The organism is Pseudonocardia sp. OZ21, assembly GCF_059359135.1.
The window spans coordinates 1-12,621 of the sequence record NZ_JCADBN010000026.1 but is presented as its reverse complement, the minus strand read 5'-3'; the positions used below and the strand labels follow the sequence as shown (position 1 = coordinate 12,621).

Here is a 12,621-nt window from a genome sequence, read left to right as displayed (position 1 = left end):
GTCGTCCACATGCCACCGGCACCGCCCCACCAGGGACGGCGCCGGTCGGCGGACGGTGGGATCAGGCGGTGGCGCCTGCGGCCACCTTGCGGTGCTCGTCGGGGACGCAGTGGGTCATCGTGTGGCCCTCCACGTCACGCGGCCCGTTGTGGCCGAGGTTCTCGAGGCGCTTGCGCTCCTCGTCGTTCAGTGTCTGCTTCGGCAGCGGATCGAGGTCCTGCACGGCCTCGAGGGAGATGCCGAGGCCCTCGCCGACGCGCTGCCCGAGCTCGTCCTCGCACAGGTAGAAGTGCCAGACCATGCGCTTCTGGACCTCGTCGGTGGCCTCGGCGATGTTGGCGACGAAGTTCGCGACGAGGTCGTCGCGCTCCCAGTCCTCCATCAGCCGGAACCGCTCGCCCGCCTGCGCGTAGTCGTTGGTGCGCTGCAGCCGCTTGCGGGTGAGCCTGCCCTCGATGACGGGGCCCTGCTCGTCGTGCGCCGGGGCCGGGGCCTCGGACAGCCCGCCCATCGTCGACGGCTCGTAGTTCACGTGCGGGTTCTCGCCGCCCGTGTCCACGAAGTAGGTCATCTGCCCGTCCCGCTGGTTGGTGCCCACCGACGCGTTCTTCGGCGAGTTCACCGGCAGCTGCAGGTAGTTCGGCCCCACCCGGTAGCGCTGGGTGTCGCTGTAGGAGAACGTCCGCCCGACCAGCATCTTGTCGTCGGAGAAGTCGAGGCCGTCCACCAGCACACCGGTGCCGAAGCTGGACTGCTCGTTCTCGGCGAAGAAGTTCTCGACGTTGCGGTTGAGCTGGAGCGTCCCGATCTTCTTCGGCGGGAAGATCTCCTCCGGCCACACCTTCGTGTCGTCGAGCGGGTCGAAGTCCAGCTCGGGGTGGTCGTGGTCGTCCATCATCTGGACGAGCAGCTCCCACTCCGGGTACTCGCCGCGCTCGATCGCGTCGTGCAGGTCCTTGGAGGCGTGTCCCAGGTCGCCCGCCTGGACGGCGGCTGCGTCCTCCTCGGTCATCGAGGCCACGCCGCAGGTGGGCATGAAGTGGTACTTCACCAGCTTCGTCTCGCCGTTGGCGTTGACCCACTTGTAGGTGTTCACGCCGAAGCCCTGCATGTGGCGGTAGTCCGCCGGGAGGCCGCGCGGGCTGAACAGGTTGACGATCATGTGCATCGACTCGGGAGTCTGCGACATGAAGTCGAAGATCCGGGCCGGCTCCTGCCGGAACGTGACAGGGTCGGGCTTCAGGGAGTGGATGACGTCGGGGAACTTGATCGCGTCGCGGATGAAGAAGATGCCCAGGTTGTTGCCGACGAGGTCCCAGTTGCCGTCCTCGGTGTAGAACTTCACCGCGAAGCCGCGGGGGTCGCGGGCGGCCTCCGACGAGTCCCGGCCACCGATGACCGTGGAGAAGCGGAGCGCCACCGGGGTCTGCTTGCCGTCCTCGGAGAACAGCTTCGCCCGCGTGTAGCGCTCGATGGGCTCGTCGCCCCACTTCCCGGTGGCGGTGAAGGTGCCGTAGGACAGGAAGCCGCGGGCGTGCACGACACGCTCGGGGATGCGTTCCCGGTCGAAGTGGCTGATCTTCTCGAGGAACTGGTAGTTCTCCAGCGTCGCCGGGCCGCGGGCGCCCACCGAGCGCGTGTTCTGGTTGTCGACGACGGGGTGGCCCTGCCGGTTGGTCAATGTCCGGTGGCCGTCTCCGGTGTCACGAGCCTGGGTCACGATGTCTCCTTCGTTGGAACTGCGCGTTGTCTCCCCGCGGCGCCGTGGTGGTCAGGGGGTGAGGACGACCTTGATGCACTCGTCCTGCTTGTTCTTGAACATCTCGTAGCCCTGCGGGGCCTCGTCAAGCGACATGCGGTGGGTGATCACGAAGCTGGGGTCGAGGTCGCCCTGCTCGATCCGCGCCAGCAGGGGCTCCATGTAGCGGTGCACGTGGGCCTGGCCGGTGCGCAGGACGAGCGACCGGTTCATGAACGCCCCGATCGGGAACTTGTCCATCAGCCCGCCGTACACGCCGATCACGGACACGACCCCGCCGCTGCGGCAGGCGAGGATCGCCTCGCGCAGCGCCGTGGGTCGCTCGGTCTCCAGGCGCGCGGCCTGCTTGACGCGGTCGTACGCGTACAGCGCCGAGGCGGCGTGGCCCTCGAGGCCGACGGCGTCGATGCAGGCGTCCGGCCCGCGGCCCCCCGTCAGCTCCTGCAGTGCCTCGAGGACCGGCGTCTCGGCGTAGTTGATGACGTCGGTGGCACCGGCCTTCGAGGCCGCCATGTCGAGGCGCTCGGGGAAGCGGTCGATCGCGATCACCCGCTCGGCTCCCAGCAGCCTCGCGCCGGCGATCGCGAACTGCCCGACCGGCCCCGCTCCCCACACCGCGACGACGTCACCGGGCGAGATGTCGCACATCTCCGCACCCATGTACCCGGTGGGCAGGATGTCGGAGAGGAAGAGCACCTTCTCGTCGGGGATGTCCCCGTTGATCTTCAGCGGTCCGACGTCGGCGAACGGGACGCGGACGTACTCCGCCTGCCCACCGGCGTAGCCGCCCAGCATGTGCGAGTAGCCGAAGATCCCGCAGGGGGAGTGGCCCATGAACTTCTCGGCGATCCCGGCGTTGGGGTTGGAGTTCTCGCACACCGAGGTGAGCCCGCGTTCGCAGGCGTTGCACGCGCCGCACGCGATCGGGAACGGGACGACGACCCGGTCGCCCGCGCTCAGGTTCGGCACGCCGCTCCCGGTCTCCACGACCTCGCCCATGAACTCGTGGCCGAGGATGTCGCCCTTGCGCATCGTCGGGACGTAGCCGTCGTAGAGATGCAGGTCGGAGCCGCAGATCGCGGTCGAGGTGACCTTCACGATCGCATCGCGGGAGTTGAGGATCCTGGGGTCGGGGACGTCCAGGACCTCCACGCTGTTGCGGCCGGTCCAGCAGTTCGCACGCACGAATGGGGTCCTCTCGCTCTGGTCAGCTCGACGGGGGCAGCGGCTGGGCGGGGCGCTGGCGAAGCTGCCGGGACGCCTTGGTGCCCTCGGGGCTGCCGTCGCTGAGCACGACCTCCCCGGTCTCCAACACCTGCTTGAAACGGCGCAGGTCGTCATGGATCTGCTGGTCGGGGCTCTCGCCGAACAGCTTCGCGACCGTCGAGCCGAGCCGGCCGGCCGGCGGGTGGTACTCGATGGCGACGTGCACCTCGGTGCCGCGGTCGCCGGGGGCGGGCTGGAACCGGACCCGGCCCGTGGTGGCCACGGCCGAGCCGTCCACCGAGCGCCACGCGATCAGCTCCTCGGCGGTGTGGGCGGTGACCTCCGCCTCCCAGATCACCTCGATGCCGGCCGGCGCCTTCGCCCTCCACCGCGACCGGTCCGAGCCCAGCAGGGTCACGTCCTCGAGATGGGCCATGAAGCGCGGCAGGTTGGTGAAGTCGTGCCAGTAGTCGAAGACCTCGGCGACCGGCCGGTTCACCGTGATCGCCGCCTGCACGGACAGCTCGTCGGAGCGCAGGCCGCCCCGGGTGGCGCGGCGCGCGGTCGCCACGTCCGCCGCGGCCACCCCGAGCACCGCTGCCGCTGCGGCGAGCGTGCGCGTCCGGCGGGCGGGATGGCGGGCCGCGACCGTGCCGAGCAGGGCGAGGTCCACGGCGTCTCCCGCCACGCGGGCCCACAGCCAGGGGCCCGGTGCCGAGCTCGAACCGATGCCGAGGCCCGCCGCAAGCTCCCGGACCCCGCACGCCCACCGGGTGATGAGACGGGTGGTCGGGCTGTCGTCGGCGCCGACGAGACGTGCGACCGCACCGGGCGCCCCTACCTGTGCGCTGCCGAGTCCGAGGCTGAACAGGGCGAGCCCTGTCGCTCCCCGCCGGGTCCTGCCGTCGCTCTTGCGATCCACCGCGATCCTCCCTCGCGCAGCCCGGTTCGTCCGGCTGCCGCTTCAGGGGGGTACCCCGCTGCCGGCCGGTGACACCGCACGACCGGGTCGTCTGCGGGCCGGGGGAGAACGCGAGTTCGCTCAGACGTCGTCGTCGCCGGGGTTCCAGTCGTTGGCGACCTCCATGTCGTGCTGTGCCCGGCTCATCTCGTCCGGGCTCATCCCCGCAGGGTCCGGGTCGTTGCCTGCGCCCGCGGTGGGGAGGTCGGTGCGGGTGGGCGGGTCGTCGTCGGCCGGGGGTTCCGGGTCGGCCCACTCCTCGCGGTTGGACCCGCCGGGGCCGAGCTGTCCGGCCAGTTCGTCGGCCAACGCGTCGTCCTCGCGAGGGCTGTGCTTCGAGCTACCGCGTTCCATTGCCGTCCTTTCCGACGTCTGCGAGGGTCGCTGCTGCAGCGGCGATACCTGCGGCCTTGAGCCGTCGCCGCCGCGCCTTGCGCCGCCGCAGCCGGCTGACCAGCAGATAGCTCAGCACGAGCGCGATCCCGGCCACCAGACCCGGCCGGTCGCGGAGCGCGGCCTTCACGGTGGGCGCCTTCTCGGCGATCACCTCCCGCGCCTGGACGACCTGCTCCTGCACCCGCGCCGTCGTCTCCTCGCGCTTCGCACGCACGCGGGCGGGGACGTCGACCCGATGGGCGAGCTCCTCGACCGTCTCACCGAGCTCGGCGCGCAGGGCGTCGAGCTCCTCGCGCATCTCCTCCGGGCTGCGCTCGCCCGAGGCCGCGGGTGTGCCGCGGGGCGCCGGGTCGGCCGGGGTGCCGGTCATCGCTGCACCGCCTCCTTCACCGTGCGCACGTCGCGCTGGACACTGTCCACGGCCTGCTCGGGGACGGGCGGGGTGGCGCCGCGCAGCTGGTTGCGGCCGAGCAGCGCGAGCACCCCGGCCACGATCAGCAGCACCACACCGATCAGCAGAGCCGACAACCACAGCGGGAGCACCAGGGCGAGCCCGGCGATCGCGGCCGCGATGAGGGCCGCGACGCCGTACAACGCCACGATCCCGCCTGCTCCGGCGAGCCCGGCACCCGTCCCGGCGCGTTTGCCCTTGGCGGTGAGCTCGGTGCGCGCGAGCTCGAGCTCACCGCGGACCAGCTCGGAGAGCTGTGTCGACAACCGCTTGACGAGCTCGCCGGTGGACACGTCGGCTGGGTCGACAGGGAGGGGCGTGCTCCGGGGATCGGCAAGTCCGCCGGACTCGGCATCGCCACTCCGCCCAACTGTCTGCGGGGTCATGCGACGGGCTACCCGCAGACGCAGCGCCACTAACGCTGTGCTCCCCCCGCGTCACCCGGGCGGCGCTGGGCGCTCCCCGGTGCGGTGGCGGTCGACACGTCGGCGTTTCGGCATGCGGGTGAGGGGTATCTGCCCCACTCGTCCGCATCGTGCGGATGTTCTCTTTCGCACAGATCGGAGGAGCCGATGTCCGGCTCAACCACCACCCCGCGAACACGTCATCCGGTCCAGCTCGCCGCCATGGTCATCAGCGTGGTCTTCCTGCTGGTCGGAGTGCTCGGCTTCATCCCCGGCGTGACCACGAACTACGACCAGCTCGGCTTCGCCGGGCACGAGTCCACCGCCCTGCTGCTCGGTCTGTTCATGGTCTCGGTGCTGCACAACCTCGTGCACCTGGCGTTCGGAGTCGTCGGTCTGGGGATGGCCCGCACGACCACCGGCGCCCGGAACTACCTGGTCGGCGGCGGCGTCGTCTATGCCGTCCTGTGGCTCTACGGCCTGCTGATCGACCACGGCGGCAGCGCGAACTTCGTGCCCGTCAACAACGCGGACAACTGGCTGCACCTCGTGCTCGCCATCGCCATGATCGGCCTGGGCGTCCTGCTCGGGCGCGATCTCAGGGCCACCGCCACCCGGTGACGCCGGGCGCGCCGATCTTCCCTGGACCGGCGTGACACGCCACGATCGTGCACAGCACTGATCGGGTACACCGGGACGGGGGGGACGAAACCGGTTCGCCCTGGTGAGGCGGGGGGTCCTCGGATCGGAGGGCGCGCCGAGGCCGGCACAGCGTGCGGGTGCGTCGTCGGCGTGCCCCGCGACGACGATACGGTCGACCGGTTACCCGCCACCGGACGTCGGGTCGTGAGTCCTGACCTGGAGGCGGAACGAGGTCGGGGCCGAGCGTGGAGAGCGAGGATCATGGATCAGGACCCCCCCGGGCACGTCGAGTTCGTGCACCGGAGCTGGCCTGCCGACCCGGAACAGCTGGTCCTGATCCGACGGGAGCTGGGCAGCTGGCTCGCCCCGCTCGCGTTGACCGAGGACGAGGTCGCCGACGTCGTGCTCGCGGTGGACGAGGCGGCCGCCAACGCGGTGCGGCACGCCTACGGCCCCGACGAGTCCGGCGCGGTCGAGCTGACCCTGTGGACCGAGCCGGGCACGCTCAGCATCGAGGTGGTCGACCACGGGAGCTGGCGCCCGCCCGTCGAGCAGTCGGCGCAGGGTGGCCACGGCATCCCGCTGATGAACCGGATGTCGGAGTCCGTGCTCATCCACTTCGACGGCCGGGGGAGCCGGGTGCTGCTCCGCCACCGCATCCCGCACGCCGAGCCGGCGGCGTCCCAGCCTCCCGAGCTGTCGGTCGCCCCGCCTGCCGGGCCGCCGGTGTCGCAGCCTGCCGAGCCTTCCGAGCTGTCGGTCGCCGAAGCCGAGGGGTCGGGGACCACCGGATCGGCGAGGCATCGGCTCCCGGACGAATCGGCCCCGTGAATCCGTGCACGGCTGCCCGGGCGGGGGTACCCCTGGCTCATGGCCCCCGATGAGCCCCGTCGCCAGCGTTCCGACTACGAACGTGGCCTGCCCGGGTACCACGACCCCACCTCCGGGGTGGGCGGTGCGGCACCTGCCCGGAGCGCGCTGACGCTGCGCGCCGTGCTTGCGGTGTTCGGGCTCGTCTTCGCCGGCGGAGCGGCGTGGCTGGGGTTCGCCGCCGGGCTTCCGGTGCTGGGGTGGGTGATGGTCGTGGTGGCCGTCATCGCTCTCGGCGACCTCGCGGTGGTGCTGTACCGGAAGCGTCGGGGGGAGCCCGGCTAGTGCCGCCGCACTAGGGGGTGGGGTGGGAGGTGAGGTAGCCGCCCATCCGCGTGAAGTACTCCGTGGCCGCGACGTCCTGGCCGTCGTCGGTGCGGACCCGGTGGACCACCAGGCCCGGGTTGCGCCCGTGCCGCGCGTCGGCGCCCGTCACCACCACGACCCCGCCGGCACCGTCGCGGACGAAGATGCGTCCGGGTGTCCCGCCGTACGGAGTGTCGGTGACGCCCGCGGCGAGCACCCGCAGCCGGGTGCTCCCGTGGAAGCAGTACGCGTTGGGGTAGGGGTCCACCTGCGCGCGCACCAGGTTGGCGATGTCCCTCGCGGGCCAGCTCCAGTCGATCCGGTTGTCCTCGTCGCTGCGGCGGTGGAAGTAGCTCGCTCGGCTGCGGTCCTGCGGCTGCCAGTCGGTGCGCCCGGTGGCCAGTTGCTCCAGCGCGTCCACGGTGATCGGCCCGAACATGGCCAGGGTGCGCTCGAACAGGTCCACCACGGTGTCGTCGGCGCCGACCGGGGTGGCCCACTGCGCGACGATGTCCCCGGCGTCGAACTCGCCGTTCATCATGTGCGCGGTGACCCCGACCTCCGGCTCACCGTTGATCAGCGCCCAGTTCAGCGGCGCGAAGCCCGCGTAGGCGGGCAGCAACGCGTCGTGCACGTTGAGCGTGCCGAGCCGGGGGAGCGAGAAGACGGTGGGCGACAGCCACGTGCGCCAGTTGGCCACCACCATCGCGTCGGCGCGCGCGGCCCGCACCCGCTCGACGACCTCCTCGTCGTCGGCGCGGTTGCGCACCAGCACCGGGATGCCGTGCTTGGCGGCGAGCTCGGCCACCGAGTCGTTGAAGATCGTCTCGTACGGGTTGTCGCTCTCCGGGTGCGTGACGACCAGTGGGACGTCGTGCCCGGCCGCAAGCACCGCGTCCAACGTCCGGTGGCCCCACGTCATGTAGCCGAACACGACGACGCGCATCCAGCGCTCCCTCCCCCTGGGACAGATGATCGAGGAGGAGGATAACGGTAAGTTAGGTATGCCTGTCCAACTTCACCGTGGCGGCCGGGTTCGAGGACGTCAGATCTCGCGCTCAGTCGGAACTGCAGGCGGAGGCACCGGTCCCGAGCACCAGGGCGCCGATGACACCGAGCGGATCGTGGTCGCGCGGGTCCGGCGTGGGCACCCACCGCCCGTCGACCACTCCGTACGTCCAGCGGGCGCCACACGTCGTGAGCTGCCGCAGCGCCGCCACCAGCCGGTCCACGTGCTCCTCCGTGGTGCTGATCCCGATGCTCGCACGCAGCGCCTCACCGCTCTCCCCGCAGAGCTTGAGCAGCAGGGGGTGGGCGCAGAAGCGCCCGTCGCGGACGCCGATCCCGTGCTCGGCGGACAGGTAGGCAGCGACCAGACCGGCGGGCCGGTCCGGGAGGGTGAAGCTGTGGACGGCGACCCGGTCGGTGCTGTCGGGCCAGATCCGCAGCGTCCGAAGGCCGGGCACCGTGGCCAGCCCGGCCGCGAGCCGTTCCGACAGCGCCTTCTCGTGCGCGTGGGCGGCCCCGTCGAGCAGCGGTGCGAGCGTGCGGCAGGCCTGCGCGAGCGCCGCTGCACCGACCACGTTGGGGGTGCCGCCCTCGTGGCGGTGGGGCGCGGCCGCCCAGACCGTGCGGTCGATCCGCACCTCCCGCACCGCGCCGCCGCCCGCGAGGTACGGCGTGCCCTCGTCGAGCCAGTCACGCCTGCCGACGATCGCGCCCGCGCCGTAGGGCGCGTAGAGCTTGTGGCCCGACAGCGCCACGTAGTCGATGCCGGTGGCCGCGAGGTCGATCCGCCGGTGCGGTGCGAGCTGGGCCGCGTCCACCACGATCCGGGCGCCCGCCCGGTGCGCGATGTCGACGAGGCGCGCCAGCGGCAGCGTCTCACCGGTCACGTTGGACGCCCCGGTGACCGCCAGCAGCGCCACCGGCGCCGACGCCAGCGCGGCCTCCAGGTCGGCGAGGGTCTGCTCCACGGTCTCGGCCACCCGCAGCACGCGGTGGGAGCCCGACTTCCACGGCAGCTGGTTCGCGTGGTGCTCCACGTCCAGACAGAGGACCGCGCCCGGGACGCAACCGGCGAGCAGGTTCAGCGCGTCGGTGGTGTTGCGCGTGAACACCACCACGTCGTCGCCGCGCGCCCCGACGAACTCGCCGACCGTGACGCGCGCCGACTCCAGCAGCGCGGTGCTCACCTGGGACGCGTAACCGGCACCGCGGTGCACCGACGCGTAGTACGGCAACAGCTCGGCGACGTGGGCGGCCACGGACTGCAGCGCCGGTGCGCTGGCGGCGAGGTCGAGGTTCGCGTAGGTGATGTTCCCGCCGGTGACCAGCGGCACCTGGAGGTCGGCTCCCACCACGTCGGGCAGGGCGGCGGCGCGGGCGGCATCGGAACGGGCGAGCACGAGCGTCATGGCGGTCTCCTGGGGAAGGGGACCCGGCATCGCAGGCGGGTCCGCGCTTGCCACCGGACACCCCGCCCGGCAGCCTGGTCGTCACCCGGAGCACCCCGCCGCGGAGGAGGGTTGCCGGCCAGCGAGCCGGGGCTTGACGCTGGCACTCATGACCTGGCGTGGACGTTACGACGGCCGCCGACCGATCGTCAAGCCGCCCTCCCGGCCGCCTGCCGGGACCGCTGCCCGCCACGGGAGGTCGGTGCGGGCAGCGGCGGGGCTCGGCGGTGGGACGAGCCGCCACCGCTCGCCCGCGGCCTGAGCGCGCCGCCGCTCGGCCTCGACGACCTGACGGATCCCGATCTCCGCAGTGCCGCGGGCGGGGTCGTGCCGGCAGCGCTTCACCCACCCGCCATCACGGCTCCGACGTGCGGAGACTCCGATCTCAGAAGCGCTCCCGCATCCATCCGGAGACGAGCTCGAGCACCTCCGGCGACACGGTCGTCTCGATCGTCGAGTACTCGGTGATCGCGCCTGTGGCGGCCGGCTGCATGAGGTGGTTCAGCGCCGGGAACGTCCGGATCGTCGTGTCGGGATCGCCGGCGAGCAGCGTCCGCAGCGCCGGCTCGCTCTGCGTCGGCGGCACCTGGAGATCCTTGCCACCGTAGAACGCCAGCACCGGCACCCGCAGCGCCCGCAGCGCGGGGGCGGGGTCGTAGGTGAGGACGGCGCGGTAGGCCGGGGTGGCGGGCAGTTGCGCCTCGGTCTCCTCCGGCGTCGGGCGCTGGTCCTCCGGCAGAGCCGCGGTCTGCGCGCTGACCCGGTCCCTGGCGAGCTGCCGGGCCCTGTCGTAGTCCCCGGCCCGCAGCATCCCGCTGAGCTTGCGCACGTAGTCGATCTGGGCCTGGACCTGCTCCGGCGGGGCGCCCGCCTGCTGGAAGAGCAAGCGGTTCTGCAGGACGAGCACCTCCTCGCCCGAGACGGCGGGGGCCGCCATCAGCATGACGAACGCCACACCGGCGCCCGGCTGCTGTGCCACCAGCGGGGCGAGGTAGCCGCCTTCGCTGTGCCCGAACAGCCCGATCCGCGTGGGATCGATCTCGGGGCGGCTGCGCAGGAACGCGAGCCCGGCGAGCGCATCGCCGGTCAGGTCCTCGTAGCTCGCCTGCTGCAGATCGCCGGTCGAGCCCCCCACGCCCCGGTCGTCCACCCGCAGCACGGCGTACCCGGCGCGCGTGAGCGTGTCGGCGAGCAGCAGGAACGGCCGGTGTCCGGCGATGGTCTCGTCGCGGTCCTGCGCGCCGCTCCCGGTGATCATCAGGACGGTGGCGAAGGGTCCACCGGCGGACGGCAGGGTGAGCGTCCCGGCCATGGTCAGGTCGCCGCTCGGGTACGTCACCTCCTCGCTGCGGTACGGGAAGGGCGGCTTCGGCTCCTGCGGTCGGCCCGGAGTGGGCAGGGCGCCGCGGGACAGCGTGAACGGGACGGTCTGGCCGCCCTGGCTGTAGCTCCCGCTGATCGTCCCGGCGGCGCTCAGCGTGCCGTCGAACGTGGCCCCGCCCGGGACGTCGGGCAGCCGGAACGTGACCGCCTGGCCGTCGAGCCGCACGTCGTGCAGTGCGAGGGCGCGCAGTCCCTGGGCCGGGAGGTCGAAGGTGCCGCCGTCGCCCGCCAGGCTCACCCCGAACTGCAGCGGCGCCCCGGGGGTCTGGATGCTGCCGTGCCAGTCACCGCTGATGTCCGGCGGTGTCTCCGCCGCGGGCGCGGAACATGCGGCGAGGAACAGCACCGCGATGAGCCCGAAGATCGTCCGTCGCATCCGCACACCGTAGTGACGGCCCGGACCACCGGATTCATCGGCGCAGGAGGCACCGATCGGACGGCCGGGAGCGACGCCCCGAAACCCCCGGAGTGACCGTTCTCACCGCGTTTCGTGCAGCGCGAGCGAGCGCGACGGACCATGGTCTATCGGTGAGCACGGAGACGCGCCCCGGCGTGGGGGAGCGGGGTCGGCTGCGGTTGCTGCAGCTGGCTGCCTTGACCAGCACGGTCGACCGCTTCGCCATCGCCCCCCTCCTCGTGGTGATCGGTCTCGACATGAAGGCGCCCCTGTCGGCCGTCGCCGGCGTCGCGAGCGCGTACTTCCTGGCCTACGGCCTCATGCAGCCCGTGTGGGGCATGATCAGCGACCGCATCGGGCGGGTCCGGGTGATGCGCCTGTCGCTGCTCGGCGCGGCACTCGCGGGCGTCGGCTCGGTGCTCGCCCCCAACCTCCTGGTCCTGGGCCTGACGCGCACCGTCGCAGGCGGCTGCTTCGCCGCGCTCATCCCGTCCACGCTCGTGTACGTCGGTGACATGTGGCCGGCCGCCGTGCGCCAGCGCCCGCTGTCGGACGTCCTGGCCGCGTCCTCGCTGGGCATCGCGGTCGCCACGGCAGGCGCCGGGTTGCTCGCCGACCTGATCCACTGGCGTGCCGTGCCGGCCGTGACGGGCGTGGCCGCCGCCCTGCTCTGGATCGCGCTGGCCCGGCTCCCGGAGCCGGACCGCCAACCCTCCACCGGCAACCCGCTGCAGTCGGTGGCGAGGGTGCTGCGCAACAGGTGGGCGCTGGTGGTCTTCGTCCTGGTGTTCGTCGAGGGCATCGCGGTGCTCGGCGTCCTCACCTACCTGGCGCCGGCCGTGCAGTCACTCGGGTCGTCGGCCGCGCTCGCGGGACTGGTGGCGGCATCGTTCGGGGTCGGGGCCCTCGCGTGGTCGCGCCTGGTGCGGTCGCTCGTCGGACGTTCGTCGGCAGGCGGGCTCGCCACCATCGGGGGCGCACTGCTGGTGGCAGGCTGGGCCGTCCCCGCCGTCGCGGTGAACATCGCGACGGTGACGATCGCCGGGCTGCTGCTGGGTGGGTCCTGGGCGTTCCTGCACACCACGCTGCAGAGCTGGGCGACCGAGGTGGTGCCCACCGAGAGGGCCACGGCCGTGGCCCACTTCGCCGCACTCCTGTTCCTCGGAAGCTCCGCCGGCACCGCCGCCGTCGGCCCGCTGGCCGACTCGGGGGCGTTCGGCACGGCCTTCCGGCTGGCACTCGTGGTGGCGGTGCCGCTCGCGCTGGCCGCCGCGGTCGCCCGCACCCGCTACGGCACCCGCACCGCGGGCGACGAGCAGGCCGCCCCACCCCCACCCCCCGCCGCCGAATAACCCACCCCCCCCCCCCCCCCCCCCCCCCCCCCCCCCCG

General features: G+C 72.5%; 13 protein-coding genes and 1 riboswitch. Of the genes, 4 read left to right on the top strand and 9 right to left on the bottom strand.

Translation table 11 applies throughout. The features are described 5' to 3' along the window. Positions 1-61: 61 nt before the first annotated feature. The 6 genes from AC5L35_RS34965 to AC5L35_RS34940 all read right to left on the bottom strand — a co-directional run bounded on the left by AC5L35_RS34965 (position 62) and on the right by AC5L35_RS34940 (position 5,066). On the bottom strand, positions 62-1,720 hold the full coding sequence (locus AC5L35_RS34965; RefSeq protein WP_495064039.1) for a catalase: 1,659 nt from the start codon (positions 1,718-1,720) through the stop codon (positions 62-64). A gap of 51 nt (positions 1,721-1,771) precedes the next feature. Next, positions 1,772-2,944, bottom strand: a complete 1,173-nt coding sequence (locus AC5L35_RS34960; RefSeq protein ID WP_495064038.1) for a zinc-dependent alcohol dehydrogenase — start codon at positions 2,942-2,944, stop codon at positions 1,772-1,774. A 22-nt stretch (positions 2,945-2,966) separates the two neighbouring features. Further along, positions 2,967-3,887: an SRPBCC family protein gene (locus AC5L35_RS34955; protein ID WP_495064037.1), complete on the bottom strand. Its 921-nt coding sequence runs from the start codon at positions 3,885-3,887 to the stop codon at positions 2,967-2,969. Between the two features lie 120 nt (positions 3,888-4,007). After that, entirely contained in the window at positions 4,008-4,280 is a 273-nt protein-coding gene (locus AC5L35_RS34950) for a hypothetical protein (RefSeq protein WP_495064090.1), read from the bottom strand. Further along, a complete protein-coding gene (locus tag AC5L35_RS34945) occupies positions 4,267-4,692 on the bottom strand; it encodes a DUF3618 domain-containing protein (protein ID WP_495064036.1) in 426 nt (141 codons plus the stop codon). The genes AC5L35_RS34950 and AC5L35_RS34945 overlap by 14 nt, the downstream gene beginning before the upstream one ends. Beyond that, entirely contained in the window at positions 4,689-5,066 is a 378-nt protein-coding gene (locus AC5L35_RS34940) for a phage holin family protein (RefSeq protein WP_495064035.1), read from the bottom strand. Before AC5L35_RS34940 ends, AC5L35_RS34945 begins: the two co-directional genes overlap by 4 nt. Positions 5,067-5,345: 279 nt before the next feature. On the opposite strand from AC5L35_RS34940, the gene AC5L35_RS34935 reads away from it, so the two are divergent. The 3 genes from AC5L35_RS34935 (at position 5,346) to AC5L35_RS34925 (ending at position 6,974) form a co-directional block, all read left to right on the top strand. Further along, positions 5,346-5,798 (top strand): DUF4383 domain-containing protein, encoded by a 453-nt coding sequence (locus tag AC5L35_RS34935; protein ID WP_495064034.1) that lies wholly within the window; start codon positions 5,346-5,348, stop codon positions 5,796-5,798. Between the two features lie 282 nt (positions 5,799-6,080). After that, positions 6,081-6,650: an ATP-binding protein gene (locus AC5L35_RS34930; protein WP_495064033.1), complete on the top strand. Its 570-nt coding sequence runs from the start codon at positions 6,081-6,083 to the stop codon at positions 6,648-6,650. 39 nt (positions 6,651-6,689) lie between these two features. After that, positions 6,690-6,974, top strand: coding sequence for a DUF6343 family protein (locus tag AC5L35_RS34925; protein ID WP_495064032.1), 285 nt, complete (start codon positions 6,690-6,692; stop codon positions 6,972-6,974). Positions 6,975-6,984: 10 nt separating this feature from the next. Here AC5L35_RS34925 and AC5L35_RS34920 read toward each other — a convergent pair whose 3' ends face one another. The 3 genes from AC5L35_RS34920 to AC5L35_RS34910 form a co-directional block, all read right to left on the bottom strand. Continuing rightward, positions 6,985-7,941: a methionyl-tRNA formyltransferase gene (locus tag AC5L35_RS34920; RefSeq protein WP_495064031.1), complete on the bottom strand. Its 957-nt coding sequence runs from the start codon at positions 7,939-7,941 to the stop codon at positions 6,985-6,987. Between the two features lie 112 nt (positions 7,942-8,053). Then, positions 8,054-9,412 carry an aminotransferase class V-fold PLP-dependent enzyme gene (locus tag AC5L35_RS34915; protein WP_495064030.1) on the bottom strand — a complete coding sequence of 453 codons (1,359 nt, stop codon included), beginning with the start codon at positions 9,410-9,412 and terminating at the stop codon, positions 8,054-8,056. 38 nt (positions 9,413-9,450) lie between these two features. Next, a riboswitch (SAM riboswitch) is annotated at positions 9,451-9,566 on the bottom strand. 270 nt (positions 9,567-9,836) lie between these two features. Then, positions 9,837-11,210: an alpha/beta hydrolase family protein gene (locus AC5L35_RS34910; RefSeq protein ID WP_495064029.1), complete on the bottom strand. Its 1,374-nt coding sequence runs from the start codon at positions 11,208-11,210 to the stop codon at positions 9,837-9,839. Positions 11,211-11,362: 152 nt separating this feature from the next. On the opposite strand from AC5L35_RS34910, the gene AC5L35_RS34905 reads away from it, so the two are divergent. Further along, positions 11,363-12,583, top strand: a complete 1,221-nt coding sequence (locus AC5L35_RS34905; protein ID WP_495064028.1) for an MFS transporter — start codon at positions 11,363-11,365, stop codon at positions 12,581-12,583. The last annotated feature ends 38 nt before the right edge of the window (positions 12,584-12,621 follow it).